The organism is Mycobacterium sp. NGS18, from assembly GCF_059813185.1.
The window spans coordinates 603796-629508 of record NZ_JCALEC010000001.1 but is presented as its reverse complement, the minus strand read 5'-3'; the positions used below and the strand labels follow the sequence as shown (position 1 = coordinate 629508).

Sequence of the window (25713 nt, the reverse complement as noted above, 5' to 3'; positions counted from 1 at the left end):
CTACTGCGGGCGACAGCCAGCCGAAACCAGCCGAAAGGACCGTGCAGGTGCGGGTAGTTGTGATGGGGTGCGGCCGGGTGGGGGCCTCGGTGGCAGACGGGCTGTCCCGGATCGGCCACGAGGTCGCCATCATCGACCGTGACACCACCGCGTTCAACCGGCTCAGCCCGGAATTCAGCGGCGAGCGGGTGCTGGGCATGGGCTTCGACCGCGACGTGCTGCTGCGCGCCGGCATCGAGGAGGCTGGGGCGTTCGCCGCGGTGTCCTCGGGTGACAACTCCAACATCATCGCCGCGCGACTGGCCCGCGAGACGTTCGGCGTGGCCCGGGTGGTCGCACGTATCTACGACGCCAAGCGGGCCGCGGTCTACGAACGGCTCGGGATTCCCACCATCGCCACCGTGCCCTGGACCACCGACCGGCTGCTCGACGCCCTGACCCGCGAGAGCGAGACCACCAAGTGGCGCGACCCGACCGGCACCGTCGCGGTGGCCGAGGTCGTGCTGCACGAGGACTGGATCGGCCGCCCGGTCACCGACCTGGAGGCCGCCGTCAACGCCCGCGTGGCGTTCTTGATCCGGTTCGGCACCGGCATCCTGCCCGAGCCCAAGACCGTCATCCAGGCCAGCGACCAGGTGTACATCGTCGCGGTGTCGGGCCGTGTCGCCGAGGCGATCGCGATCGCCGCACTGCCGCCCAGCGAGGACCTGGAATGAAAGTCGCGGTGGCGGGGGCCGGGGCCGTCGGCCGGTCGATCGCCCGGGAACTGCTCGACAGTGACCACCAGGTGACGCTGATCGAGCGCAACCCGGAGCACATCGACGTCGAGGACATCGCCGATGCCCAGTGGCATCTGGGTGACGCCTGCGAGCTGAGCCTGCTGGAGTCGGTGCACCTGGAGGACTTCGACGTCGTCATCGCCGCCACCGGCGACGACAAGGCCAATGTGGTGCTCTCGCTGCTGGCCAAGACCGAGTTCGCGGTGCCCCGGGTGGTCGCCCGGGTCAACGACCCCCGCAACGAGTGGCTGTTCACCGACGCCTGGGGGGTGGACGTGGCGGTGTCCACGCCGCGGATGCTGGCCTCGCTGGTCGAGGAAGCCGTCGCGGTCGGGGATCTGGTGCAGCTCATGGAGTTCCGCAAGGGCCAGGCCAACCTGCTGGAGATCACGCTGCCCGACGACACCCCGTGGGGCGGCAAGCCGGTGCGCAAGCTGTCGCTGCCTCGCGACGCTGCGCTGGTGACGATCCTGCGCGGGACGCGGGTGATCGTGCCCCAGGACGACGAGCCCCTCGAGGGCGGCGACGAGTTGCTGTTCGTCGCGTCGAGCGGGGTCGAGGACGAACTGCGCCAGCTGCTGCTACCCGCGCACTGACCGCGGTTCGCGGCCGTCTGCTGCGTCGGCGTCGGACCGGGAATCCAGCGCCCGCTGCACGTATTTGACCGCCAGATAGGTCACCAGGGCCGCGAGCGCGGTCAGCGGCCAACCCATCGCGATGCGCGCCACCCCCAGCCAGCCGGTCTGGTCGGCGTTGTAGAGCAACCGCTGCACCACGAAGCGGGACCCGAACACCAGCACCCAGGTCAGCGTCGCCGCGTCGTAGGCGTAGATCGCCGCCCGCAGCTCACGCCAGGCCAGGCCCTGCCCGCTGGCCCAACTCCAGATGTAGCCGACCACCGGGCGGCGGATCAGGATGGATCCGGCGAACACCACCGCCCACACCAGCGAGGTCCAGATCCCGAGCAGGAAGTAGCCCTTGGAGTCGCCCATCAGATAGGCGATCAGGGCGCACACGGCCACCCCGAAGAATCCCGAGACGGCCGGCTGGGTGGATTCCCGGCGGATCAGTCGCCACACCAGCACCGCCGCGGCCGTGCCCAGCGCCGCCATGACGGCAACCCGCAGCCCGAAGAGGCTGGAGGCCGGCACGAACACGACGATCGGCAACGACGAGTAGATCACGCCGGCCGCCCCGCCGATCTGGTCCAGCAGCCGCTGTGGCCCCTGGGGGCCGAAGTCGTCGGTCATCACTGCTCCGGGCTGGCGGTCTCCGGCGCTCACTGCTGAATTTCGTAGTGCGGGTTGTAGATGGCTTTGGAGCCGCTTTCGAGTTTTCCGACCCGGCCGTGCACCCGCAGGGTGCGGCCCGAGTCGATTCCGGGAATGCGGCGCTGCCCCAGCCACACCAGCGTCACCGTGTCGGTCCCGTCGAACAGCTCGGCGCGGACCCCGCCCACGCACCCTTTGGCGTTGGCTTCCACGCTGCGCAGCACGCCGACCATGGTGACCTCTTGACCGCGTTCGCAGTCGATGGCGCGCTGGGCGCCGGTATTGAGCGCCTCGTCGGACAACTCCCCGACGTCGCGCAGCTCAGGATCTTCCGTCAGTCGCCGAGTCAGCCGGCGCAGGTATCCCTTCGGCGCAGCCATGCCCTCTCCCTCAAGTGTGTGCGCCCGCTAGGGTAGACCTGTTGATTACCCAATGCCACACGACCCGGCACGATCAAGGGGTGGCATTTGATTTGCGCGGTGTGACGGCCGTCCTGCTACCGGGAACCGGATCCGACGACGACTACGTACGCCGGGCGTTCGAGGCGCCGTTGCAGCAGGTGGGCGCCGAATTGATCGCACACCGTCCGCAACCGGACCGTCTCGTCGAGGGTTATCTCGCGGCGCTGGACGGCGCGGCCCGATCCGGCCCGATCGTCGTCGGGGGCGTATCGATCGGCGCGGCGGTGGCCACCGCGTGGGCGCTGAGCCATCCGGGGCAGGTGGTCGCGGTGTTGGCCGCACTACCCGCCTGGACCGGCCCGCCCGACGCCGCCCCGGCCGCCCATGCCGCCCGCTACAGCGCCGAGCAGCTGCGCCGTGACGGGCTGCCGGCGGTGGTGGCCCAGCTGCGGGCGACCAGCCCGGCCTGGCTCGCCGACGAGCTGACCCGCTCCTGGACCGACCAGTGGCCGCTGCTGCCCGACGCCCTGGAGCAGGCCGCGGCCTATGTCGCCCCGACCTGCGCCGAGCTGGCCACCCTGGCGGCGCCGATGGGGGTTACCGCGGCCGTCGACGACGCGGTGCATCCGTTGCAGGCCGCCTCCGAATGGGTGGCCGCCGCTCCGCGGGCGGCGCTGTGCACCGTGACCCTGGAGGAGATCGGCGCCGACCCGTCCGTGCTGGGCACCGCCTGCCTGACGGCACTGGGCCAAGCTTGGTAGCGCCTCGCTAACCGCCGGGGTTGATTCGGCGGTCCAGCTTCGCCTCTCCTCCGTCGAGCCTCGCTAACCGCCGGGGTTGATTCGGCGGTCCAGCTTCGCCTCTCCTCCGTCGAGCCTCGCTAACCGCCGGTGATAGTGCGCAACTGCTGCATCGCGGATCCCTCCGCGCTGCGACGAGCAGTCGGCGCGGGCGGCGGCACATCACCGCCGGCGCCCGGCGCTGCTCCCCCGGCCGGCTGCTGACCGGCCGGCGCCTGGCCCCTGGCGGCGGCCTGGGCAGCGGCGGCGGCCCGCAACTGCTCAGCCATCGGCTCGGGCAGCCGCACCGGCAACGGGGTGCGCACCGGTAGCGGGGTGTCGCCGCGACGGACCACCGTGTCCGCCAAGGCTTCCCGGGCCTGCTCGGTCAGCGCGTCCATCGACTCGTGCGGTCCGTTGACCACGCAGCGCACCATCCAGCGGTAGCCATCGACCCCGATGAACCGGACCGCGCCGGTCGCCGATCCGACCACCTCCCGGCCCCACGGGCCGTCGATGACGCTGACGCTCGCGGAGTCCCGGCGCAGCGCGTCGGCCAGCTCGGTGGCCACCTCGCGCCACAGCCCCGCCGACTTGGGCGCGGCGTAGGCGGCGATGTTGAACCGTCCGTTGGGCGTCACCAGCCACACCGCGCTGGGCACGCCGGCCTCGCTCAGTTCGACCTGGACCTGGGCGCCGGCGGGCATCGGCACCAGGACCGAACCCAGATCCAGTCGGGCCGTCGTGGCCGCCGCGGGGTCGTCGAAATCTTCGATGTCGAACGGGCCGTCGAGCTCCTCGCCCGCGTCCACGTCTTCCAGGTCCTCGGAGTCCTCGGGTTGCGGCTCGGCGCGCGTCGGCTCGTCGCCGCCGGTCTTGCGCTTGCCCCTACCGAATGCCATCACAGCCGCCCATCTTCGTCGCTTCGCTTCTCACAAACTCGCGTGCCCGCCCGACGAGCCGTGCCCGTCAGCGCCACGGGTGGTCCCGGCCAGCCCTGCCTCATCGAACGAGGTGACCTCGATCAGTTCGGGCAGCTCGACCCGCTGTACCACCAGCTGGGCGATCCGGTCCCCCCGATGGATCTCGATCGGCGTCGCCGGGTCCAGGTTGATCAATGCCACCTTAACCTCGCCGCGATAACCTGCGTCGATCGTTCCCGGACTGTTGACGATTGAAAGCCCCACCCGCGCAGCCAAACCCGATCGGGGGTGCACCAAGCCGACCATCCCGAACGGGATCGCCACCGCGATACCGGTGGGCACCAGGGCACGCTGGCCCGGTCCCAGTTCGACGTCGACCGCGCTGTAGAGGTCGACGCCGGCGTCGCCGGCATGGGCGCGGCTCGGCAGCGGCAGATCAGGATCGAGGCGGACAACCGCGAGACTGGGCGACACGAGCCGCAAGACTACTCTTAGCCGGATGTCGGGATCGCGTCTGAACCACCAGGCACCGCAAACCGTGCGCTACCGCGAGCAACTGTGGGTGCCCTGGTGGTGGTGGCCGCTGGGGTTCGTGGGCAACGGCCTGATGGCCTACGAAGTCCGGTTGGGCCTGCGCAGCCTGCCGGGCTGGCTGCCGTTCGCCGTGTTCTTCGCGATCACCGTGGCCGCCCTGCTGTGGCTGGGACGCATCCAGGTGCGCGTCGTCGAGACCTCCGACACGCGTGAGCTGTGGGTCGGCGAGGCGCACCTGCCGGTGAGCGTCATCGCCCGCGCGGCCGAGGTTCCGCAGTCGGCCAAGTCGGCGGCATTGGGCCGCCAGCTCGATCCGGCGGCCTATGTCGTGCATCGCGGCTGGGTGGGGCCGATGGTGCTGGTCGTACTCGATGATCCCGATGACCCGACGCCGTACTGGCTGATCAGCTGCCGCCATCCGCAGCGAGTGCTGGAGGCCCTGCAGGGCTGAGGGACGGGGTCAGGCCGCGCAGTCGGTGCAGATCATCACGCCGTTCTTCTCACTGGCCAAACGGCTGCGGTGCTGAACCAAAAAACAGCTCGAACAGGTGAATTCGTCGGCTTGCTTAGGGACGACGCGCACCGACAGCTCTTCGCCGGACAGGTCCGCGCCGGGCAGCTCGAAGGATTCGGCGGATTCGGATTCGTCGACGTCGACCACGGCGGATTGCGCTTCGTTCCGCCGGGCCTTGAGTTCCTCGAGTGAGTCCTCGGAAACGTCGTCGGTCTCGGTGCGACGCGGGGCGTCGTAGTCGGTAGCCATGGTCTTCTTCCCTCGTCCCCTCGTAACCCTGCGCGAGCTTTGTACCAGCGTCGAACGCATCCACCAAATGATTCGTGCCCGGTTCGCGTCCAGATCAACTGTGATTTGCATCACATTACATTCCTGACCACGGTGATCGCCGCCTCGCGCGCCCTCTAGAGTGCGTACGTGGTCGCGCAAATCACTTCCGGCACCGAGTTCGACAAGCATGGCCTGCCCTTCCGGCGGCGCAACTATCGTCCCGCCGCCTACGCCTTGGCCGCGCTGGCACTGTTGACCGCCGTGGCCTGGACCGTGGCACTGACCCGGCCGGCCGACGTTCACGAGGCCGCGGTGTGCAACCCTCCGTCGGCGCCCACCGAACCCGACCAGCCGCGGCTCGGCATCCAGGTGCCGCGGGCCGCGATGATGACCACCACCCCGGCCAAACTGGCCGACGTCAAGGCCCGCGTGCTCAACGCCAGTGGCCGGGCCGGGCAGGCCGCCGATGTCGCCGACGCGCTGCGCGACGACGGTTTCGCCCAGCCGACCGCCGCCAACGACCCGGTCTATGCCAACGACCGGCTGGACTGCCAGGGCCAGATCCGCTTCGGCGAGGCGGGACAAGCCGCCGCGGCGGCGCTGTGGCTGGTGGCCCCGTGCACCGAGCTGTTCCGCGACGACCGCCTCGACGACTCCGTCGACCTGGCGGTCGGAAGCGACTTCGTCAACCTGGCCCACAGCGACGACATCGAAGCGGCGCTGGCGGGCTTGCGTCCGGATGCCACCGGATTGCCCGACCCGGCGCTGCTGACCAAGATCCACTCCGGCACCTGCTGACCAGCGACCCCGTAAGAGGAGAGGGATGACCGGCACCGACTCGACCGATTCCCTGACCGCGTCGCCTGCTGCGACCACCGGCGGCACCGGGCCGCAACGACAGGCGTTCGGCGTCGACGTCGGCGGCAGCGGCATCAAAGGCGGCATCGTCGATCTCGACACCGGCGCGCTGATCGGCGAACGCTACAAGCTGCCCACGCCCAGCCCCGCGACACCGGCCGCGGTCGCCGAGACCGTCGCCGCGGTGGTCCGGCACTTCGGCTGGACCGGCCCGCTGGGGGTCACCTATCCCGGCGTGGTGGTCGACGGCGTGGTGCGCACCGCCGCCAACGTCGACAAGTCCTGGATCGGGGTGAACGCCCAAGCCGCGATCGCCGCCGCACTCGACGGCCAGCCCGTCGTCATCCTCAACGACGCCGATGCCGCCGGACTGGCCGAAGAGCGCTTCGGAGCGGGCAAGGACAACACCGGCGTGGTCGTGTTGCTCACCTTCGGGACCGGGATCGGTTCGGCGGTGATCCACAACGGAAAGCTGCTGCCCAACACCGAACTCGGGCATATCGATGTGGACGGCAAGGAAGCCGAGCACCGGGCCGCCGCGTCGGTCAAGGAGCGCAAGAACTGGAGCATGAAGAAGTGGTCCGAGCAGGTGACCAAGGTGCTGGTGGCCATCGAGGACGCGCTCTGCCCCGACCTGATCATCGCCGGCGGCGGCATCAGCCGCAAAGCCGACCAGTGGGTGCCACTGTTGGGCAACCGGACCCCGGTGGTCGCCGCGACACTGCAGAACACCGCGGGAATCGTCGGGGCCGCGATGGCGTCTGCCACCGACGTCACCCGGTGATTTCCGCCCGCTCAGCGATTGTCGCCCGCGACTGTCGTTACAATGGTCGACGGCGGCCGCCTAACCGATAGCGGCGACTATCCCAGTTGATCACCCAACTGATATAGAGCCGACATTCGACATAACCCGACACTTTCGGTTGCGCACGGCCCTGCGAACCGAAAGTCAGTCCGACCGAAGGGGTGGACGTGGCAGCGAGCAAGGCAAAGCCGGCGACTGAGGAGCCGAAGAAGCGCAGTGCCGCCAAGGCGCCCGCCAAGCCGCCTGCCAAGGCCGCCACCAAGACCCCGGCCAAGCGCACCGCGGCGAAGGCGACCAAGGCCGCCCCGGCCAAGAAGGCCACCAAGACAGCAGCGCGCCCGGCGACCAAGAGCGCCGCCGCCACGAACGGCGACGCCTCCGACGACGCCACCAAGCCCAAGGCCCGGTCGACCCGGGGCCCGGCCAAGAAAGCCGCGGCCGCCAAGGGCGCCAAGAACGCCGACGTCGACCTCGCGACCGAGGATCTGGACACCGACGCCGAACTGGACGGCGAGCCCGGCGAGGACGACATCGACGACGACGCCGACTTGAGCCTGGACGAACTCGAGGACGACGCCGAGTCCGACGACGAATCCGGAGGCGACAACAACGCCTCGACCACCACCGCCGCGGCCACCGAGGAGGCCGGCGACGACGACGACGAGATCGCCGAACCCTCCGAAAAGGACAAGGCGTCAGGCGATTTCGTCTGGGACGAAGAGGAGTCCGAAGCGCTGCGTCAGGCTCGCAAGGACGCCGAGCTCACCGCCTCGGCCGACTCGGTGCGCGCCTACCTCAAGCAGATCGGCAAAGTGGCGCTGCTCAACGCCGAAGAGGAAGTCGAGCTGGCCAAGCGCATCGAGGCCGGTCTGTTCGCCACCCAGAAGATGGCCGAGCACACCGAGAAGGGCGAGAAGCTGGCCGTCGCCTACCGGCGTGACATGGCCTGGATCTGCCGGGACGGCGACCGCGCCAAGAACCACCTGCTGGAGGCCAACCTGCGGCTGGTGGTGTCGCTGGCCAAGCGTTACACCGGCCGTGGGATGGCGTTTCTGGACCTGATCCAGGAGGGCAACCTCGGTCTGATCCGCGCGGTGGAGAAGTTCGACTACACCAAGGGCTACAAGTTCTCCACCTACGCCACCTGGTGGATCCGCCAGGCCATCACCCGCGCCATGGCCGACCAGGCGCGCACCATCCGCATCCCGGTGCACATGGTCGAGGTGATCAACAAGCTCGGCCGCATCCAGCGTGAGCTGCTGCAGGACCTGGGCCGCGAGCCCACCCCCGAGGAGCTCGCCCGGGAGATGGACATCACCCCGGAGAAGGTGCTGGAGATCCAGCAGTACGCCCGGGAACCGATCTCGCTGGACCAGACCATCGGCGACGAGGGCGACTCCCAGCTCGGCGACTTCATCGAGGACTCCGAGGCGGTGGTAGCCGTAGATGCCGTCTCGTTCACGCTGCTGCAGGATCAGCTGCAGTCGGTGCTCGAGACGCTCTCGGAACGCGAAGCCGGCGTGGTGCGGCTGCGGTTCGGCCTGACCGACGGCCAGCCGCGCACCCTCGACGAGATCGGCCAGGTCTACGGGGTCACCCGCGAGCGCATCCGCCAGATCGAGTCGAAGACCATGTCGAAACTCCGGCACCCCAGCCGGTCTCAGGTCCTGCGCGACTACCTCGACTAGGCGACAGGTGACCACAGCACCACCGGCGGCGCTGCTCGCCGTCCTGAACGCGTTTCGTGGCGGCCTGCAGCGCCTGCGGCACGCCACCGTCCCAGCCCCGGTGGCCATCCTGGAGCTGGGCTTCGGGGCGTGGCTGGCCCAGGCCATGCACGCCGCGGTGCGGCTGGGCATCCCCGACGCGCTCAACGACGGCCCACGAACCGCCGAGGACGTCGCCCGGCAGGTGGGTGCCGACCCTGGTGCCACCTACCGGTTGATGCGCGCCTTGGCCAGCAACTCGGTGCTCAAACTGCGCCGCGACGGCCGGTTCGCCCTGACCCGTACCGGACGCGCGCTGGTCTCCGACAACCCGGCCAGTGTCGCCCCGATGGTCGCGTTCATCGGCGCCCCGGCGCACCGCGAGCACTGGTCGAACCTGGAACACTCGGTGCGGACCGGCGAGACCGCCGTGAGCAAGGTGCGCGGAATGTCCTTCTTCGAGTACACCGACACCGATCCCGAACTGGCGCAGGTTTTCAACGACGCCATGACCGGAGCGTCCGCCGTCGCGATCGAAACCGCCGTTCCCACATATGATTTCAGCACCAGCAAACTGATCGTGGATGTGGGTGGGGGCCACGGCGCGCTGCTGGCCGCGGTGTTGCGTCAGGCGCCGGATGCTCGCGGGGTGCTGTTCGACCTGCCGCGGGTGGTGGCCGGCGCCGACGCGACGATGGCCGCCGCCGGGGTGGGCTCGCGCTGCGATCTCGCGGGTGGGTCGTTCTTCGAGTCGGTCCCCTCCGGCGGCGACACCTATCTGCTCAAGACCGTCATCCACGACTGGGACGACGACCGGTCGCTGGAAATTCTGCGCAATGTCCGCAGCGCGATCGCGCCCGGCGGCAAGGTGCTGCTGTTCGAGATGGTGTTGCCCGAGGGCGCGCCCGCCCACCTGGGCCTGGTGCTCGATTTGGAGATGCTGGTCGCCGCCGGCGGACAAGAACGCACCCGGAGGGAGTACGCCGCGTTGCTGTCGCAGGCGGGATTCCGGCTGCAGCGGGTGATCGCCACGGCGAGTCCGATGTCGATCATCGAGGCCCGCCCGGTTTAACCGCCCGGTTTAACCGCCCGGCCGGATGTGCCGGCGCGTAGGATCGCCGTCGATGTCCACCGATGGCGAGTCGTCGCAGACCTTCACCGCCCTGCTCAAGCGCGCGGTGGCCCACGGCCATCCGGCGCCGGCCGAGGCCACCCTGGATCCTGCTGTGCTCTCGGCGGTCAACGCCGTCGCCGCCGCGTGGCCGCGGGTGCCCGCCGCGTTAATCAACAAGGCTCAAAACGTGTTCGCCCGTAGCGAACTCACCCGGAAGTCAGCGGCCAAACCGACCACCCCGATCAACCTCAATCGGCCGCGGCGAACGCACCGTCCGGGCCCGGCCGATACTGCGTGACACCGATCACCGCGCCGACGGGCAACGGCCCGTACAGGTGCGGGAAGAGCATCGATTCCGGATCGCCCGGCACGCCGGGCTCCCACTGCACCGGCGCCTCCACCTTGGCCGGGTCCACCTGCAACAACACCAGATCGGTGCGGCCCCGGTAGAGCCGATTGGCGGGCAGATGAACCTGCTGCGGTGTCGACAGGTGCACGAAACCCATACTGTCCAACGACTCGGGACGCAGCGCACCCGACGTCTGCGCGCTCGCCCATTCCCCGGCGCTGCACAAATGCACAAGGATGCCGGAAGCGTTCATCGTCGTCGATCCTGCCCTAGCGCCGCCTCGGGTGAGACACGACACAGCCGAAGCCGGGAACAACGCCGAACGCCCGAGCGTCTGACACACTTGAGACCAACCGCGAGAACGGAGGAGCCCATGAACGCGACTCTGACCAGTCCCGAACTGACTCGGGCTGATCGATGCGACCGGTGCGGTGCTGCCGCCCGGGTGCGAGCCACGCTGCCCTCCGGTGCCGAACTTCTCTTCTGCCAGCACCACGCCAACGAGCACGAAGCCAAGCTGATCGAGCTGGCGGCCGTGATTCAGGTCAGCGCTGCGGACGAGGCCTAACCTCAAGCCCCGCAACACGCCCGCGTCGGCGGGAGTTGTGCAGCAGCACCACTTGTCAGGAATGCTGGGCTGGTCATGACTGACCAGATTCCCCGACCTTCCCGACACCACCTGCTGCGCATCGCCCGCCGCACCTTGGCCAAGAGCTGGGACGACTCGATCTTCGCCGAGTCGGCGCAGGCGGGCTTCTGGTCGGTGCTGTCGCTGCCGCCGCTGCTGCTGGGGATGCTGGGCAGCCTGTCCTACATAGCACCGTTGTTCGGCCCGGACACCTTGGCGACCATCCAGGACCGGCTGATCGGCATGGCCAGCAGCTTCTTCTCGAAGAACGTGGTGGTGGAAATCATCGAACCCACCGTGCGGGACATCGTCTCCAACGCTCGGGGCGAGGTGGTCTCGCTCGGCTTCGTGATTTCGCTGTGGGCCGGTTCCTCGGCGATCTCGGCGTTCGTCGACTCGGTGGTCGAGGCACATGATCAGACCGCCCTGCGTCATCCGGTGCGGCAGCGGTTCTTCGCGCTGGGCCTGTATGTGGCGATGCTGGTGATCGCGGTCGCCGGGGCCCCGTTCGCCGCGCTGGGCCCTCATGCGGTGGCCGAACACCTGCCCACCCGGTGGACGGATCTGCTGCGGTTCGGCTATTACCCGGCGTTGGTGCTGGGACTGCTGGTAGCCGTGACCGTGCTCTACCGGGTTTCGCTGCCCAAGCCCCTGCCCTCGCACCGGCTGGTGATGGGTGCGGTGCTGGCCACCACGGTGTTCGTCGTCGCGACGCTGGGGCTGCGGGTCTACCTGCGCTACATCACCAGCACCGGCTACACCTACGGGGCGCTGGCCACCCCGATCGCCTTCCTGCTGTTCGCGTTTCTACTCGGTTTCGCCATCATGTTGGGCGCCGAGCTGAACGCCGCCGTTCAGGAGGAGTGGCCGGCGGAGTCCACCCACCTGCGCCAGTTGCGCGACTGGGTGGCGTCTCGGACGTCCCGAACCGATCCCGGCGACGACGATCCGCTCACGCCTTCTTGAGGCTCACGCCTTCTTGAGGGTCGCGTAGATCCGCTTGCAGTCCGGGCAGACCGGCGATCCAGGTTTCGCCGACTTGGTCACCGGGAACACCTCACCGCACAGCGCCACCACGTGGGTGCCCATGACCGCGCTCTCGGCGATCTTGTCCTTCTTGACGTAGTGGAAGAACTTCGGGGTGTCGTCGCCGGTCCCGTCATCGACGCGTTCCTCGGCATCGGTGCGCTCGAGAGTGTCGGTCTGTATGCCCATCTGCCCATTGTGCCCAGAACTCCATGGATCGTAAAACCCCTGCTGCCGCGACACCGGTCGGTGTGGGACAGTGGAGTGATGAAGCACGGCCCCGAGCTGGGTTTCGACGACGACGGTCGGCCGGTGCTCATCACTGCGGCCGCCCCGTCCTTCGAACAGCAGCACCGCGAACGGGTACGCAAGTACCTGACGCTGATGGCGTTCCGGGTGCCGGCACTGGTGCTGGCCGCGATCGCCTACGGGATGTGGCACAACGGCTTGATCTCACTGCTGATCCTGGTCGCCTCGATACCGCTGCCGTGGATAGCGGTGCTGATCGCCAACGACCGGCCGCCGCGCAGCGCCGATGAGCCGCGCCGCTACGATGCCGCTCCGGCACGTACACCGTTGTTCCCCACCGCCGGACGCCGGGCGCTGGAGCAGCCGCGGCCTGTCGAGCCCGGGCCCGGATCGCCTCCCTGCGAGCCGGGGTCCGAGTCGCGCGAGTCCGGTCGCGGCGCGGCCGGCGAACCGCCGCACGGTACCGGTTCTTAGTACATTCTCAAAGACATCCCGGTATTCCCGCACGTCAAGTGGTGTGGAAAAGCGATCCGGCGGGAACTCTGCACCCGTGTCAGACGTTGACACGTGTGACAGCTGAAGCCGATCAACGGGAGGCCGTAATGGCAAGGGCAGATGCCACCATCAGTCGGATCGACGGCGACCTGGACGCGCAGAGTCCAGCCGCGGATTTGGTGCGGGTGTACCTCAACGGTATCGGCAAGACCGCACTGCTCAACGCCGCCGACGAGGTGGAGCTCGCCAAACGCATCGAGGCCGGGCTTTATGCGCAGCACCTGCTCGACACCCGCAAGCGCTTCGGCGAGAAGCGCAAGCGCGAGCTGGCCGCGGTGGTCCGCGACGGCGCGGACGCCCGCCGGCATCTGCTGGAAGCCAACCTGCGCCTGGTGGTCTCACTGGCCAAGCGCTACACCGGTCGCGGGATGCCGTTGCTGGACCTGATCCAGGAAGGCAACCTCGGGCTGATCCGTGCGATGGAGAAGTTCGACTACGCAAAGGGATTCAAGTTCTCCACCTACGCCACCTGGTGGATCCGCCAGGCCATCACCCGCGGGATGGCCGATCAGAGCCGCACCATCCGCCTGCCGGTGCACCTGGTCGAGCAGGTCAACAAGCTGGCCCGGATCAAGCGTGAGATGCATCAGCAGCTCGGCCGCGAGGCCACCGACGAGGAGCTCGCCGCCGAATCCGGTATTCCGGCGGAGAAGATCAACGACCTGCTGGAGCACAGCCGCGACCCGGTCAGCCTGGACATGCCGGTCGGCTCGGACGAGGAGGCTCCGCTGGGCGACTTCATCGAGGACTCCGAGGCGATGTCCGCGGAGAACGCGGTGATCTCCGAGCTGCTGCACACCGACATCCGCAGCGTCCTGGCGACCCTGGACGAGCGTGAGCACCAGGTGATTCGGCTGCGGTTCGGCCTCGACGACGGGCAGCCCCGCACGCTGGATCAGATCGGCAAGCTGTTCGGCCTGTCCCGCGAACGGGTCCGCCAGATCGAGCGTGAGGTGATGGCCAAGCTGCGGAACGGCGAGCGCGCCGACCGCTTGCGCTCCTACGCCAGCTGACCCCTTCCCGCCGGGCCGCCGCAGCATTGCGACGGCCCGGCGGCCATGTCTGCCGCCGGGGCGCCCTCGGCGTCGCTCGCTAACCGCGGTTTGGCCTGCCGAAGTAGACTCAGCGGGGACGGAAGGCGCGTAATGAATGAGTTGGTTGATACCACCGAGATGTACCTCAGGACGATCTATGACCTTGAGGAAGAGGGTGTCACCCCGCTGCGTGCTCGGATCGCCGAGCGGCTGGAGCAAAGCGGGCCGACCGTCAGCCAGACGGTGTCCCGCATGGAGCGCGACGGCCTGCTGAGGGTCGCCGGTGACCGGCACCTGGAACTCACCGAGAAGGGCCGCGCCCTGGCGGTGTCGGTGATGCGCAAGCACCGGCTTGCCGAGCGACTGCTCGTCGACATCATCGGGCTCCCCCTGGAAGACGTGCACGCCGAGGCCTGCCGTTGGGAGCACGTGATGAGCGAGGACGTCGAGCGTCGTCTGGTGCAGGTGCTCGACAACCCCACCACCTCACCGTTCGGCAACCCAATCCCGGGTCTGCTGGATCTCGGTTTCGGCGCGGACTCCGGGTCCTGGGACGCCGACCTGGTCCGGTTGACCGAGCTGCCGGCGGGCTCGCCGGTGGCGGTGGTGGTGCGCCAGCTCACCGAGCACGTGCAAGGCGACATCGACCTGATCACCCGGCTGAAAGAGGCCGGTGTGGTGCCGAACGCCCGGGTGACCGTCGAGGCCGACGCGGACGACGGCGTGACCATCGTGATGCCCGGGCACACCGATGTCAGCCTGCCCTACGAGATGGCGCACGCCGTCAAGGTCCAGAAGGTCTGAACCGCCGGGGTTCATGTAGCGGTCCCAGCTTCGCGTCTCCTCCGTCGAACCTCGCTGAACCGCCGGGCTCAGCCGGCCCGCTGACCGAAACCCTGCCGCTGCGGCAACCGCACCCCGAGTTGTCGGGCAAGCCGATATCCGGTGTCGGCCAGCCCGCGGATGCGGTCCGGCCGCAATCCCGATTGCAGCGCCGTGTCGAGCAGGCCCGCCATCCGGTGTTCCGGCGCGCACCGCAACGCGGCCTCCAGCGATACCCCGGCCAGCGGTCCGTCTCCGCGCGCGTAGGCGCCGAAGGCCAGCAGCACCAGCGCCTCGGCCCGCCACGGCTCGGGCAGGGCGCGGGCCAGCACCGACCACAGCATCTCCGCGTCGCCGGCGTGTTCGCCGATTGCCAACGCACACAGAGTGTCCCGGACCAGCACATCGGTCAGCGAACATCCGAGCCGCGCCAGGTCCGCCTCGTTGGGCTCCTCACCATCAGCCAGCGCGATCACGGCCTGCAGCATCGCTTCGACGTCGCGGCGGGCCCGGTCCTGTCCCCCGGCCTTGACCGCGGCCGACCGGTCGGCCGCATAGTCATCGATCGCGGCCCTCACCGCGGCACGGCGCGCCGCGTCGTCGGGGGCGATCACCGCCTGCAGGTCCGCTCGGCGTGGGTAGAGGCGCCTGCCCTCCAGCACCGCGGCAGCAGCCAGCGGCGAGGCCTCCGGGTCGTCGACCGGGCCGCCGGCGCCGCAGCCATCGGCGCAGTGCCACCGGCCCCCGGCTGCCACCCGGTCCACCAGGTGCACGGTGAGCAGCTCAATGTCGTGGCGCGACAACTCCAGCGACAGGGCGTCGACCAGCCGGCGATGCTGGTCGTTGCAGACCGGGCAATGTGCTCCATCGGCGTCGACGATCACCGCGATCGCCGCCGCCGGGGCAGCGGCCGCGGCGACGTCGGCGAGGTGGCCGACGGTATCGGCCAGCTCGTCGGTGAGGTCGACCCGCAGCACCGAGCCCAGTTCACCGCCGTCGATCGCGACCAGGATCAAAGACTTCTCCGGCACGAAGCCGAGGATGGCCGGCAGCGCCGCGATCAGCGCTCCGGGCCGATTCAAGGTGAATTCGGGTTGCTTCGTCGTCATGGCAGCAACGTTGACGACGCCCACCGTCATCGGGGGCGCACCCGCGTGCGGTCGGCGGCCACTTTGTGGATGAAGCCGCAACTGTGAGCCGAGCGCGCGCGAATCGAAGGGGATTTCATCGCTGAGCGAACGGGAACCCCTCGGGGAATGCGGTCGACGCACCCGCGCGTTGTCGGTCGCATGTGCGCATCGTTTTCCGATGCGGCCCGAAGTGGGGGAAACTAGGCGGTGCGATCCGCACTGAGATCGATGAGGAGGCAGAGGCAATGGCCGACCAACCGGACACCGGTCCCGCCCCGGACCGGCATTATCAGGCCGAGCAAGGCGGCATGTACGAGCTGGAGGTCCCGGCGCCTCAGCTGACGTCGCCGGACGGCGTGGGTCCGGTCCTCATCCACGCGCTGGAGGGCTTCTCCGACGCCGGCCACGCGATCCGGCTGGCCGCCGGCCACCTCAAGACCACCCTCGACAGTGAGCTGGTCGCCTCTTTTGCGATCGACGACCTGCTCGACTACCGGTCTCGCCGGCCGGTGATGACCTTCAAGACCGACCACTTCACCCATTACGCCGAACCCGAGCTCAGCCTGTACGCGCTACGCGACACGGCGGGGACGCCGTTTCTGCTTCTGGCGGGCATGGAGCCGGACCTCAAGTGGGAGCGGTTCATCACCGCCGTGCGGCTGTTGGCCGAGCGGCTCGGGGTCCGGCGGACCATCGGGCTGGGCACCATCCCGATGGCGGTCCCGCACACCCGGCCGGTGACACTGACCGCGCACTCCAACAACCGGGAGCTGATCACCGATTTCACCCCGTGGATCGCCGAGGTGCAGGTCCCGGGCAGCGCCTCCAACCTGCTGGAGTATCGGCTGGCCCAGCACGGCCACGAGGTGGTCGGGTTCACCGTCCACGTGCCGCACTACGTGTCGCAGACCGACTACCCGGAGGCGGCCGAGGCTCTGCTGCGGCAGGCGGCCCAGTCGGGTTCACTGCAGTTGCCGCTGGGCGAACTCGGTGTGGCCGCGGCCGAGATCCGAGCCAAGATCGACGAGCAGGTCGAGGCGAGCGCCGAGGTGGCCCAGGTGGTGGCGGCACTGGAACGCCAGTACGACGCGTTCATCGCCGCCCAGGAGAACCGTTCGTTGCTGGCGCGCGACGAGGATCTGCCGAGCGCCGACGAACTGGGCGCCGAATTCGAACGCTTCCTGGCCCAGGAGGCCAAGAAGGACCGCGGCGACGACTGACGGGGGCTACCCGGTTCGCCGCAGGCTGGCGGTGAGGTGGTTCTGCGCCGGCTGACCCACCGCACCCATATCCAGCGTGTAGGACAATTCGTCGCCGGCGAGGCGGTAGTGGCGGCGCAGCGCTGTCACCTTCTTGGCGGTGGGTGCCAGCCCGATCGTCGGCGCCGTCATCTCGAGATCGATGCCGTCGGCGGTCACCTGGTAGCTGCCCACCTCGATCTCGGTGATCCCACTCGGGTGGGCCAGCACCCACTCGATCCGGCCCGGTTGCGGGACGCGTAGGTACCCGGTCTCGGCGTGCAGCGGCAGGCCGTCGGCGGCCGACTTGGTCTTCTGGCCATAGATCAGAAACGGCTTGCCGACGTGCGAGAAGCTCACCTCTTCGAGGTAGTCGAACGACGTGATCGTGGGATACACCCCCGAGCCCCGGCCGGACCAGGTGCCCAACAGCGGGGCCAGCTCCACCAGATTCGCGTGCAGGTCGGGTGCCATGGAGCCAGCGTAGTGCGCGGCGCGGCGCGGCGAGCTCAACCGGTGCTGGGTACCTGGCGATGTTCGCGCAGTGCCTCGATCTCCCGCTCGAAGTCGGCCGCCGATGAGAACGAGCGATACACCGAGGCGAATCGCAGGTAGGCGACTTCGTCGAGTTCGCGCAAGGGGCCCAGAATCGCCAAACCCACCTCGTGGCTGGGGATCTCGGGTGAGCCGGCCGCCCGTACCGCGTCTTCGACCTGTTGGGCCAGCAGGTTGAGCGCGTCATCGTCGACGTCCCGGCCCTGACATGCCCGACGCACCCCGCTGATGACCTTCTCCCGGCTGAACGGCTCGGTGACGCCGCTGCGTTTCACCACGGCCAGCACCGCGGTCTCCACCGTGGAGAAGCGACGACCGCATTCCGGGCAGGACCGGCGGCGGCGAATGGTCTGGCCTTCATCGGTTTCGCGGGAGTCCACCACCCGGGAGTCTGGATGGCGACAAAACGGGCAATGCATGGCCGCTCCTTCGCCGTGCCGAGAGCCGGACACCTGCACGAGCTGGGGCGGCCCGGACCACTGGGACACCAGTGAGCGTACCTGCGCGGGTGCCGGGCGGCGCGCCGCAGTGGGCGCGGGCCGCGGCCGGCCGGACATCGACGTTCAGCCGATCGGCGCGATCAGCGGCTGGCCGGCGTCCACGGCGGCCGATTCCAGGTTGTTGAGCTCGCGGATCCGGTCGACGACCTGAGCGGTCGGCGCGTCGGGTGCGACCCGGGCCGCCAAGCGCTGCAGGCTCTCGCCGCTTTGAACCCGGACCACACCCAGCTGCTCGGGCACTGCGGGCGCGCCACCGCCGGCCATCGACGCACCGAACTGGGCGACCAGCCCGAGCCACACCGTGATGCCTGCGGCGATCAAGGCCAGCACCACGGTGGTCGCCGGAGTGATGGGCTTGACCGGTTGCGGCCGGTGCGCGGTGCGCGACATCAGCACGCCGCTGCCCCGGTGCTCAAGCGGCGCGCCGCCCGGACGGCTCCGCACCAGCCGCGGCGGCCGGGTCTGCACCGCGCACGCGCGCCGCGACACACCGGGACCGCGACGGGTCCCGAACCGGTCGGTCCCGACCTGGTCGAACGTCGGAGCGCTCGTGTCGATCAGCATCATGTGCGGTTCTCCCTCACTCGGCGTCGGCGACCCTGTTCGCTCGACTGTTCGAATCATAATCGATTGTATGTTCGATGTCCGAACGTGTGATCGATTCGTTGTCGAATACGTTAGCGACCGCCACCGACATACTCGGCCGGCTTCGAACTCCCGCGCGACACGCGTCGAACACATGTTTGATTAATCGCGGCCAGAGGACTACATTCGCCGCTATGAGCGACAGCAGCAAGACCACCGGCCCGGGACTGGCATCTGTGCCCGATTCACCGCTGACCGCCCGGCAGCGCACCATCCTCGACGTCATCCGCGCCTCGGTGAACGAACGGGGCTACCCCCCGAGCATCCGGGAGATCGGCGACGCCGTCGGGCTGACCTCGACCTCCTCGGTCGCCCACCAGCTGCGCACGCTGGAACGCAAGGGTTACCTGCGTCGTGACCCCAACCGGCCCCGCGCCGTCGACGTCCGCGGCCCGGACGAATCGGCCGTGGCCTCCGGCTCGGCTCCACGGACGGAGTTGGCCGGATCCGATGCGCTGCCCGAACCCACCTTCGTTCCGGTGCTGGGCCGGATCGCGGCCGGCGGGCCGATCCTGGCCGAGGAAGCGGTCGAAGACGTCTTCCCGCTCCCCCGCGAACTGGTGGGCGAAGGCGAGCTATTCCTGCTCAAGGTGGTCGGTGAGTCGATGGTGGACGCCGCGATCTGCGACGGCGACTGGGTGGTGGTGCGCCAGCAGAACGTCGCCGACAACGGCGACATCGTGGCAGCGATGATCGATGGCGAGGCCACCGTCAAGACCTTCAAACGGGCCGGCGGTCAGGTCTGGCTGATGCCGCACAATCCGGTTTTCGACCCCATCCCGGGCAACGACGCGGTGGTGCTGGGCAAGGTCGTGACCGTCATCCGCAAGATCTGACCGGCGATTCGGCGGCTACCGGCTACCGCCGATGCCGACCAGGGAGAAGAACTCCTGGCGGGAGCGCGCGTCGGTTCGCAGCGTGCCCAGCAGGGTCGAGGTCACGGTGGTCGACCCGGTGGCGTGTACGCCGCGCAACGTCATGCAGGTGTGCTCGGCGCGGATCACCACCCCGACAGCACGCGGGCGCAGGTGCTCGGTGAGCCAGTCGGCCACCTGCTTGGTGAGGCGTTCCTGCACCTGCGGCCGGCAGGCGAAGTAGTCCACGACCCGGGCCAGCTTGGACAGGCCGAGGATGCGATCGCCGGGCAGGTAAGCGACACAGGCGGTTCCGGTGAACGGCAGCAGATGGTGCTCGCAGACCGAACGGAACGGGATGTCGCGCACCAGCACCAGTTCGTCGTATCCCTCGTCGTTGGGAAAAGTGGTGGCCTCGAACGGCTTTGGGGAGAACATCTCCGCATAGGCCCGCGCCATCCGGCGCGGTGTACCCGCAAGCGCCTCATCGTCGGTGGAGACGCCCAGGGCGTGCAGGAACGCCGCGGCGGCCTGCTCGGCGGCGTCCAGGTCCGGGACCGGCCCATCAACCACCCGCAGGTCGGCGTAGACGGCTACCGACATCTCAATCTCCCCCATCCCACGTGTCAGCGATGCGTTCAGATTGACCGCATTCGACCCTATTTGTCAACATTTTTTGGTGTTACATTGGGACGATGAGCACCCCACCCTGCGGCGGCCTGGATCCGTTAGCCGGATTGAGCGCTCTGGACGATCCGGTGCGGCAGCGGCTCTATCAGTACATCGCATCCCGCGACGAGCCGGTGGCCCGCGACGACGCCGCGAGCGCCGCCGGCATCAGCCGCACCCTGGCGGCCTACCACCTCGATAAACTGGCCGAGGCGGGGATTCTCTCGGTGAGCTACGCCCGGCCGGCCGGCCGCTCCGGGCCCGGTGCCGGGCGCCCTGCCAAACGTTATTCGCGCACCCGAGACGAGCTTTCGGTGAGCGTGCCGCCGCGCAACTACGCTTTGCTGGCCGACCTGTTGGTCACCGCCATGGTCGCCGATGACGCCGGCACCGTGCGCTCGGCGATCGCGGCAGCGGCCCGCCGGGCCGGGCGGACCGGGGCAGCCGAACACGACGTCTTCGACGCGCTCTGCGAGTTCGGCTATGAGCCGGCGGTCACCGGCGATGGCGATATCGAGCTGCGCAACTGCCCGTTCGAACGCCTGGCGCGCCAGTACACCGAAGAGGTGTGCGGGCTCAATCTGCAGCTGATCCGGGGCATGCTGGAGGGCGCCGGCGAACCGCCGCAGCGCGCGGCGCTGACTCCATGCGAGCGGCGGTGCTGCGTCACGGTCCGCGCCCTCGAACATGTCGGGCCGCACCGATGAGTCTGCTGGAGTCGCTGGGATTGAGCGCCCCGATCATGCAGGCCGGGATGGGCGGCGGCGTGGCCGGAGCGGAGTTGGCCGGTGCGGTATCGGCGGCCGGCGGGCTGGGCACCGTCGGGCTGAGCGATCCGCGCCGCTTCGCCGCGGAGCTGCGTCGCGCCGTGACGCTGGCCGGTGGGCGTCCGGTGGCGGCCAATCTGTTGGTGCCGTTCGCCCGCCGCGCCCACATCGATGCCTGCATCACGGCCGGCGCCGCCCTGGTGGTGTTTCACGACGGCGCTCCGGCACGCGGGATCGCCGCACTGCGGGCGGCGCGAATCCCGGTGCTGTGCACCGCCGGTGACGCCGCGCAAGCCCGCCGGGCGCTGGCCGCCGGCGCTGACGGACTGGTGGCCCAAGGCGTCGAGGCCGGCGGCCACCTGATGGCCGACCGGCCGCTGGAGGTGACCCTGCCCGAGGTGCTTGAGGCCGCAGGCGGAGCACCGGTGCTGGCCGCCGGTGGGGTCGCCGACGCCGACGACGTCCGGGCACTGCTGGCCGCCGGGGCCGCCGGAGCGATTGCCGGCACCCGCTTTCTGCTCACCGAGGAGTCGCGCGCACATCCGGCCTACAAGCACAAGGTGCTCGGCGCCCAGCGAACCATCCGCACGATGTTGTTCGGCATGGGCTGGCCGCTGGCGCACCGGGTCATCCCGAATGCGGCCACCGAACGCTGGTGTGCGCGCAACGAACTCGGGCCACCGGCGGTGCGGGCATTCAATCGGGCCGGTGCGCGACTGAGCCGGCTGATGCCGGTGAGCGCCCAGGGCACGATCCTTGCCCTCCAGCGGCCGACGGTGCCGCTGTATACCCCGGCGCTGCCGCTGGCCGGGATGGACCCGGCCGTCGTCGAGAGATCGGCGCTCTACGCCGGCGAGACGATCCACCGCATCCACGACATCGTTCCGGCCGCCGAAGCCCTGGCGCGGTTGACGCCGTGACACCCAGGGAGGCCGGCATGTTCGGCCCGTGCCCGCCGTTCGACGAGGAGTCGGCGCAACGTAAGGTCGCCGCCGCCGAGGACGCCTGGAACACCCGCGACCCCGAGCGGGTGGCGCAGGCCTACACCGACGACTCGGTCTGGCGCAATCGCGACGAGTTCATCAGCGGGCGCGCCGAAATCGAGGCGTTCCTGCGCCGCAAATGGGAGCGCGAGCGCGACTACGCGCTGCGCAAAGAGCTGTGGTGCTATCACGGCAATCGGATCGCGGTGCGCTACCAGTACGAAAGCCGGGACGCCGACGGTCAGTGGTGGCGCAGCTACGGCAACGAGCTGTGGGAGTTCGCCGACGACGGCCGGATGAGCCGCCGCGAGTCCAGCATCGACGACGTCGCCATCACCGAAGATCAGCGCCGGATCTTCGGGCCCCGCCCGGACAGTGAACGAAACTCGCTGCCGCTGCGGTGATCAGCCCGCCCTGGTGAATCCGTTGAGCCGGGCCGCATCCTCGGTGGCGAACCAGATCTCGGCGAGCGTGTCGTCGTACAGGGCGTTCTGCGGGGTGTAGTAGAGCCCCGAGCCGATATTCGCCTTGATCGGGTAGCCCTCCGGCTGCTGGTAGGGGTCATCCAGCGGCAGGTGCATCACCGGATGGACCGACTCCTCGGCACCGAAGCTGCGCCGGCCCGCGCCGAACGCGCGAGGTTGCGCCCCCGAGCCGAAAGCGCGCGATTCGCTGCCCGAAGCCCCGTGCCCCACGGCGTGCCGGCCGGTACCCAGATCCTCCTCGGTCACCACCCGCGTCGGCGCGGTGTCCGCCTCGTCATCGTCGTCGGGTTCGTCGCCGGCGTCGGATTCGCCGTAGTGCAGCCAGGGCGCATCCGGAATCGACTGATCCGGCGACTCCTCGGGTGCCGCACCGAACGACGAGCTGCCGTATCGGCTCGGCAGCCGAACCGTGCCCTCGTGGTCCTGCTGCTCCTGGTGGGCCCACGCCTCGTCATCGTCGTCGTAGTCGTCGCTGACCGGGGCGGGCACCGCGACCGGCGCCCGCTCCTCGGGCGCCGCGGCCGGCCGGCGGCGCTGCCACCACATCGCCGCGGCCGCCAGCGCCCCCAGCACCACCAGCACCGCGACCGGGATCAGCACCCACAGCCAGTTCCAGTGCGTCTCCTTGGCGACACCGGGCGCCGTGGACGTGCTGCTGTTGGGCAGGTTCGCCCCGGGAATCTGCAAGCCCGACAAGGCTTGCGCCAGTTCGGCCGGTTCGGCGCTGAAGGTGTTGGTCGTCTGGTTCCAGGAGATCGCCCCACCGGTGAACTTCTGCGAAACCACGTCCCCGTCGAGGGCCTGATCGCCCACCGGGGCGCCCAGCTTCCCGGACGCACCGTCGAGCTTGTCCCAGGCCGCCTTCATCGCGCTGCGCACCACGAAGGCGCCGTTGTCCGGGCTGAAGAAGATCACCGGGTCATCTTCGGCGGCAAAGGAATTGAACTTGCTTCCGGCGAGGGAACCGTCGGCGGTGCTGGTGATCGGGAAGCCCAGATCGCTGCCGGCCGGACCGCCCAGCGACTCGTATTTGGCCAGGACTTCGCCTTCGACCGCGTTGGCTCCGGTGGCCGGCGAGAAGTAGACCTTGCCGTGCGCGAAATCCTGGCCCACGCCGTCGTTGCCGACCACATACTCGTCGCCCTGCTTGGCGCCGAGCGCGCCCGAGGGGCCGCCGGCGGTGCGCCAGGCCTGGTCGATGGCCGCGGTCGGGTCGAGCTGAACCTGCAGGTCGGCCAGCTGGGCCGCCAGCTCCGGCGGCACCGTGGTGAACGTCTTGGTCGCCCCGTCGAAGGACAGCGCGCCGGCGCTGAACTTCTGGGTCACCACCGCACCGTCGTAGTTCTCGTCCTCGACCGGCACCCCGAGCGCGCCGGTGGAGCTGCCCAATTTGTCCCAGCCGGCGTTGATCGGGCCGCGGACCACGTGGGCGCCGTGCTCGGGCGTCCAGAAGATCACCGGGTTGTCGCGACCGGAGAAGATCGCCACCCGGCTGTTCGGGACCAGCCCCGGCACCTCATCGATGTTGGGAAACCCGAGGTCGTTGGTGGCCGCCCCGCCCAGGGCCTCGTACTTGTCGAGGATGGCGCCATAGAGCGCCTTGGCACCGGTTTCGGGGGTGAAGAACATCGTGCCGCCGGTGAAGTCCTGGGCGAATCCGACGCCGGCCGGGTGCACGTCGCCCTTGGGCGGGCCCAGTGGGGAGCCATCGCCGCCGGCGGCCTGCCATGCCGCGGTGATGGCGTCATGGGCGTCGCTGTCCGGCGTCGCCGCCGCGGTCTGTACCGACAGCAGCACGGTGACCGTCGTCGCGAGGCCGAGCGCAATGCGCACCGCCGTCTTGCCGAACCGATCTTTCCGACTAGTCACCAGCCCTCCCAGGCACCGCAATCGACGCAAATGTTTCCGGCATAAACCTTCCCGCAATCGACCCGTATTGCGAAGCGAAGTCATCGATATTGCGGAAACAGATACCTAGCCGATGCCGAATCGATGCCGAAGCCACCAGCCGCCACCGAGCGCCCGATACCGCGGAATTCGCAGCTCACGGCCCTGATCGCCAGGGGGCTAGACACCCAGGCTGCGGCCGATGATCTCCTTCATGATCTCGGTGGTGCCGCCGTAGATCGTCTGCACCCGTGAATCCAGGTAGGCCCGGGCGATCGGGTATTCGCGCATGTAGCCGTAGCCGCCGTGCAACTGCAGGCAGCGGTCGATCAGGTGGACCTGCTTCTCGGTGGTGTACCACTTGGCCATCGCGGCCTGCTCCACCGTCAGCTGCTTGTCCAGGTGCAGCCGGATGAACTCGTCGACCATCATCCGCACCACGGTGGCCTCGGTGGCCAGCTCGGCCAGCAGGAACCGGCTGTTCTGGAAGCTGCCGATCGGCTTGCCGAACGCCTTGCGTTCCTTGGTGTAGGTGATGGTCTGCTCGAGGGTGGCCTCCATCGCCGCGGCGGCCATGATCGCGATCGAGATCCGTTCCTGGGGCAGGTTCTGCATCAGGTAGATGAAGCCCATGCCCTCCTGACCGAGCAGGTTCTCGACCGGCACGTGCACGTCGGTGAACGACAGCTCGGCGGTGTCCTGGGCGTCCAGCCCGATCTTGTCCAGGTGGCGTCCGCGTTCGAAGCCCTCCATGCCGCGTTCCACCACTAGCAGGCTGAAGCCCTGCGCGCCCTTCTCTGGGTCGGTCTGGGCGACCACGATGACCAGGTCGGAGTGGATGCCGTTGGTGATGAACGTCTTCGACCCGTTCAGGACGTAGTGGTCGCCCTGTTTGACCGCCCGGGTCTTGATGCCCTGCAGGTCGCTACCGGTTCCGGGCTCGGTCATTGCGATCGCGGTGATCAGTTCACCGGTGCAGAACTTGGGCAGCCAGCGCTGCTTCTGCTCGTCGTTGCACAGTTCCAGCAGGTACGGCGCGCAGACATCGTTGTGCAGGCTGAACCCGATGCCGCTGTAGCGACCCGCGGTGGTCTCCTCGGTGATGATCGTGTTGTAACGGAAGTCCGGGTTGCCGCCGCCGCCGTACTCCTCGGGCACCGCCATGCCCAAAAAGCCCTGCTTGCCGGCTTCGAGCCAGACGCCGCGGTCGACGATCTTGGCCTTCTCCCACTCCTCGTGGTGCGGCGCGACGTGGCGGTCCAAAAACGCCCGGTAGGACTCCCGGAACAGCTCGTGCTCAGGCTCGAACAGGGTTCGCTGGTACTTGACTGCGGCGCTCATCGCCTGACCTCCGAGATCGACGGAATCTTTCCGACGACAATA

The 25713-nt window shown here is 69.0% G+C and carries 33 protein-coding genes; 19 read left to right on the top strand and 14 right to left on the bottom strand.

Annotation, left to right across the window (positions count from 1 at the left end):
- Positions 1 to 47 precede the first annotated feature (47 nt).
- Positions 48 to 716, top strand: a complete 669-nt coding sequence (locus tag AC5Y31_RS03155) for a potassium channel family protein (protein ID WP_082966372.1) — start codon at positions 48 to 50, stop codon at positions 714 to 716.
- Positions 713 to 1375 carry a potassium channel family protein gene (locus AC5Y31_RS03150; RefSeq protein ID WP_499977947.1) on the top strand — a complete coding sequence of 221 codons (663 nt, stop codon included), beginning with the start codon at positions 713 to 715 and terminating at the stop codon, positions 1373 to 1375. Before AC5Y31_RS03155 ends, AC5Y31_RS03150 begins: the two co-directional genes overlap by 4 nt.
- Here AC5Y31_RS03150 and AC5Y31_RS03145 read toward each other — a convergent pair.
- Together AC5Y31_RS03145 and AC5Y31_RS03140 are read right to left on the bottom strand one after the other, a co-directional pair.
- Positions 1361 to 2029, bottom strand: coding sequence for a DUF3159 domain-containing protein (locus tag AC5Y31_RS03145; protein ID WP_499977946.1), 669 nt, complete (start codon positions 2027 to 2029; stop codon positions 1361 to 1363). The genes AC5Y31_RS03150 and AC5Y31_RS03145 overlap by 15 nt on opposite strands.
- 29 nt (positions 2030 to 2058) lie before the next feature.
- Positions 2059 to 2430, bottom strand: coding sequence for an OB-fold nucleic acid binding domain-containing protein (locus tag AC5Y31_RS03140; protein WP_499977944.1), 372 nt, complete (start codon positions 2428 to 2430; stop codon positions 2059 to 2061).
- Positions 2431 to 2510: 80 nt separating this feature from the next.
- Between AC5Y31_RS03140 and AC5Y31_RS03135 the strand changes: the two genes are divergently transcribed.
- Positions 2511 to 3212 carry an alpha/beta hydrolase gene (locus AC5Y31_RS03135; RefSeq protein ID WP_499977942.1) on the top strand — a complete coding sequence of 234 codons (702 nt, stop codon included), beginning with the start codon at positions 2511 to 2513 and terminating at the stop codon, positions 3210 to 3212.
- 119 nt (positions 3213 to 3331) lie between these two features.
- Here AC5Y31_RS03135 and AC5Y31_RS03130 read toward each other — a convergent pair whose 3' ends face one another.
- Positions 3332 to 4132, bottom strand: a complete 801-nt coding sequence (locus tag AC5Y31_RS03130; RefSeq protein WP_065023979.1) for a DUF3710 domain-containing protein — start codon at positions 4130 to 4132, stop codon at positions 3332 to 3334.
- 30 nt (positions 4133 to 4162) lie between these two features.
- Positions 4163 to 4627 carry a dUTP diphosphatase gene (dut, locus tag AC5Y31_RS03125; RefSeq protein WP_065023980.1) on the bottom strand — a complete coding sequence of 155 codons (465 nt, stop codon included), beginning with the start codon at positions 4625 to 4627 and terminating at the stop codon, positions 4163 to 4165.
- A gap of 25 nt (positions 4628 to 4652) precedes the next feature.
- On the opposite strand from dut, the gene AC5Y31_RS03120 reads away from it, so the two are divergent.
- Positions 4653 to 5138, top strand: coding sequence for a DUF3093 domain-containing protein (locus tag AC5Y31_RS03120; RefSeq protein WP_065023981.1), 486 nt, complete (start codon positions 4653 to 4655; stop codon positions 5136 to 5138).
- Positions 5139 to 5147: 9 nt separating this feature from the next.
- On the opposite strand, the gene AC5Y31_RS03115 is transcribed toward AC5Y31_RS03120, so the two are convergent.
- A complete protein-coding gene (locus AC5Y31_RS03115) occupies positions 5148 to 5450 on the bottom strand; it encodes a DUF4193 domain-containing protein (RefSeq protein ID WP_013829371.1) in 303 nt (100 codons plus the stop codon).
- A 168-nt stretch (positions 5451 to 5618) separates the two neighbouring features.
- Between AC5Y31_RS03115 and cei the strand changes: the two genes are divergently transcribed.
- From cei to AC5Y31_RS03090, 5 genes are all read left to right on the top strand, one after another.
- On the top strand, positions 5619 to 6269 hold the full coding sequence (gene cei, locus AC5Y31_RS03110) for an envelope integrity protein Cei (protein WP_065023982.1): 651 nt from the start codon (positions 5619 to 5621) through the stop codon (positions 6267 to 6269).
- A gap of 25 nt (positions 6270 to 6294) precedes the next feature.
- A complete protein-coding gene (gene ppgK, locus AC5Y31_RS03105) occupies positions 6295 to 7113 on the top strand; it encodes a polyphosphate--glucose phosphotransferase (RefSeq protein WP_065023983.1) in 819 nt (272 codons plus the stop codon).
- A 188-nt stretch (positions 7114 to 7301) separates the two neighbouring features.
- A complete protein-coding gene (locus tag AC5Y31_RS03100; protein ID WP_065024008.1) occupies positions 7302 to 8822 on the top strand; it encodes an RNA polymerase sigma factor in 1521 nt (506 codons plus the stop codon).
- A 7-nt stretch (positions 8823 to 8829) separates the two neighbouring features.
- Positions 8830 to 9912, top strand: a complete 1083-nt coding sequence (locus AC5Y31_RS03095) for a methyltransferase (protein ID WP_499977940.1) — start codon at positions 8830 to 8832, stop codon at positions 9910 to 9912.
- Between the two features lie 52 nt (positions 9913 to 9964).
- A complete protein-coding gene (locus AC5Y31_RS03090; protein ID WP_065023985.1) occupies positions 9965 to 10252 on the top strand; it encodes a hypothetical protein in 288 nt (95 codons plus the stop codon).
- Here AC5Y31_RS03090 and AC5Y31_RS03085 read toward each other — a convergent pair.
- Positions 10203 to 10556 carry a DUF952 domain-containing protein gene (locus AC5Y31_RS03085; RefSeq protein WP_499977938.1) on the bottom strand — a complete coding sequence of 118 codons (354 nt, stop codon included), beginning with the start codon at positions 10554 to 10556 and terminating at the stop codon, positions 10203 to 10205. The two genes, AC5Y31_RS03090 and AC5Y31_RS03085, sit on opposite strands and share 50 nt — an antisense overlap.
- Before the next feature lie 120 nt (positions 10557 to 10676).
- On the opposite strand from AC5Y31_RS03085, the gene AC5Y31_RS03080 reads away from it, so the two are divergent.
- Together AC5Y31_RS03080 and AC5Y31_RS03075 are read left to right on the top strand one after the other, a co-directional pair.
- Complete coding sequence (locus tag AC5Y31_RS03080) at positions 10677 to 10871, top strand: DUF7455 domain-containing protein (RefSeq protein ID WP_065023987.1); 195 nt, start codon at positions 10677 to 10679, stop codon at positions 10869 to 10871.
- A 75-nt stretch (positions 10872 to 10946) separates the two neighbouring features.
- Complete coding sequence (locus AC5Y31_RS03075) at positions 10947 to 11897, top strand: YihY/virulence factor BrkB family protein (RefSeq protein WP_499977936.1); 951 nt, start codon at positions 10947 to 10949, stop codon at positions 11895 to 11897.
- Between the two features lie 3 nt (positions 11898 to 11900).
- On the opposite strand, the gene AC5Y31_RS03070 is transcribed toward AC5Y31_RS03075, so the two are convergent.
- Positions 11901 to 12140, bottom strand: coding sequence for a DUF3039 domain-containing protein (locus tag AC5Y31_RS03070; RefSeq protein ID WP_064855156.1), 240 nt, complete (start codon positions 12138 to 12140; stop codon positions 11901 to 11903).
- Between the two features lie 66 nt (positions 12141 to 12206).
- Here AC5Y31_RS03070 and AC5Y31_RS03065 point away from each other — a divergent pair, with 66 nt between their 5' ends.
- The 3 genes from AC5Y31_RS03065 to AC5Y31_RS03055 all read left to right on the top strand — a co-directional run bounded on the left by AC5Y31_RS03065 (position 12207) and on the right by AC5Y31_RS03055 (position 14599).
- Entirely contained in the window at positions 12207 to 12680 is a 474-nt protein-coding gene (locus AC5Y31_RS03065; protein ID WP_499977934.1) for a DUF3099 domain-containing protein, read from the top strand.
- 128 nt (positions 12681 to 12808) lie between these two features.
- Positions 12809 to 13774: a sigma-70 family RNA polymerase sigma factor gene (locus AC5Y31_RS03060; RefSeq protein WP_064855086.1), complete on the top strand. Its 966-nt coding sequence runs from the start codon at positions 12809 to 12811 to the stop codon at positions 13772 to 13774.
- Positions 13775 to 13906: 132 nt separating this feature from the next.
- A complete protein-coding gene (locus AC5Y31_RS03055; RefSeq protein ID WP_065023990.1) occupies positions 13907 to 14599 on the top strand; it encodes an iron-dependent transcriptional repressor DtxR in 693 nt (230 codons plus the stop codon).
- Positions 14600 to 14667: 68 nt separating this feature from the next.
- On the opposite strand, the gene AC5Y31_RS03050 is transcribed toward AC5Y31_RS03055, so the two are convergent.
- A complete protein-coding gene (locus tag AC5Y31_RS03050) occupies positions 14668 to 15726 on the bottom strand; it encodes a DUF4192 domain-containing protein (protein ID WP_065024009.1) in 1059 nt (352 codons plus the stop codon).
- Positions 15727 to 15992: 266 nt separating this feature from the next.
- On the opposite strand from AC5Y31_RS03050, the gene AC5Y31_RS03045 reads away from it, so the two are divergent.
- Positions 15993 to 16967 carry a proteasome assembly chaperone family protein gene (locus tag AC5Y31_RS03045; protein WP_065023991.1) on the top strand — a complete coding sequence of 325 codons (975 nt, stop codon included), beginning with the start codon at positions 15993 to 15995 and terminating at the stop codon, positions 16965 to 16967.
- Positions 16968 to 16973: 6 nt separating this feature from the next.
- Here the strand turns inward: AC5Y31_RS03045 and AC5Y31_RS03040 are convergent, their stop codons facing one another.
- From AC5Y31_RS03040 to AC5Y31_RS03030, 3 genes are all read right to left on the bottom strand, one after another.
- A complete protein-coding gene (locus AC5Y31_RS03040; protein ID WP_065023992.1) occupies positions 16974 to 17459 on the bottom strand; it encodes a peroxynitrite isomerase in 486 nt (161 codons plus the stop codon).
- A gap of 35 nt (positions 17460 to 17494) precedes the next feature.
- The gene (gene nrdR, locus AC5Y31_RS03035; protein WP_065023993.1) at positions 17495 to 17959 is read right to left on the bottom strand and encodes a transcriptional regulator NrdR; all 465 of its coding nucleotides are present in this window, start codon (positions 17957 to 17959) and stop codon (positions 17495 to 17497) included.
- A gap of 144 nt (positions 17960 to 18103) precedes the next feature.
- On the bottom strand, positions 18104 to 18607 hold the full coding sequence (locus AC5Y31_RS03030; RefSeq protein ID WP_499977930.1) for a LysM peptidoglycan-binding domain-containing protein: 504 nt from the start codon (positions 18605 to 18607) through the stop codon (positions 18104 to 18106).
- A 212-nt stretch (positions 18608 to 18819) separates the two neighbouring features.
- On the opposite strand from AC5Y31_RS03030, the gene lexA reads away from it, so the two are divergent.
- Entirely contained in the window at positions 18820 to 19521 is a 702-nt protein-coding gene (gene lexA, locus AC5Y31_RS03025; RefSeq protein ID WP_065023995.1) for a transcriptional repressor LexA, read from the top strand.
- A gap of 15 nt (positions 19522 to 19536) precedes the next feature.
- Here lexA and folE read toward each other — a convergent pair whose 3' ends face one another.
- A complete protein-coding gene (folE, locus tag AC5Y31_RS03020) occupies positions 19537 to 20142 on the bottom strand; it encodes a GTP cyclohydrolase I FolE (RefSeq protein WP_065024010.1) in 606 nt (201 codons plus the stop codon).
- 92 nt (positions 20143 to 20234) lie between these two features.
- On the opposite strand from folE, the gene AC5Y31_RS03015 reads away from it, so the two are divergent.
- Genes AC5Y31_RS03015 through AC5Y31_RS03005 form a run of 3 tightly spaced genes read left to right on the top strand, consistent with a single transcriptional unit; the run spans position 20235 to position 22362 of the window.
- Positions 20235 to 20915, top strand: a complete 681-nt coding sequence (locus AC5Y31_RS03015) for a helix-turn-helix transcriptional regulator (protein ID WP_499977928.1) — start codon at positions 20235 to 20237, stop codon at positions 20913 to 20915.
- Positions 20912 to 21895 carry an NAD(P)H-dependent flavin oxidoreductase gene (locus AC5Y31_RS03010; RefSeq protein ID WP_065023997.1) on the top strand — a complete coding sequence of 328 codons (984 nt, stop codon included), beginning with the start codon at positions 20912 to 20914 and terminating at the stop codon, positions 21893 to 21895. Before AC5Y31_RS03015 ends, AC5Y31_RS03010 begins: the two co-directional genes overlap by 4 nt.
- A gap of 17 nt (positions 21896 to 21912) precedes the next feature.
- The gene (locus AC5Y31_RS03005; protein ID WP_499977926.1) at positions 21913 to 22362 is read left to right on the top strand and encodes a nuclear transport factor 2 family protein; all 450 of its coding nucleotides are present in this window, start codon (positions 21913 to 21915) and stop codon (positions 22360 to 22362) included.
- Here AC5Y31_RS03005 and AC5Y31_RS03000 read toward each other — a convergent pair whose 3' ends face one another.
- Positions 22363 to 24312 carry an LGFP repeat-containing protein gene (locus AC5Y31_RS03000; protein ID WP_234787352.1) on the bottom strand — a complete coding sequence of 650 codons (1950 nt, stop codon included), beginning with the start codon at positions 24310 to 24312 and terminating at the stop codon, positions 22363 to 22365.
- 198 nt (positions 24313 to 24510) lie between these two features.
- Positions 24511 to 25671, bottom strand: a complete 1161-nt coding sequence (locus AC5Y31_RS02995) for an acyl-CoA dehydrogenase family protein (RefSeq protein ID WP_065024000.1) — start codon at positions 25669 to 25671, stop codon at positions 24511 to 24513.
- Between the last annotated feature and the right edge of the window lie 42 nt (positions 25672 to 25713).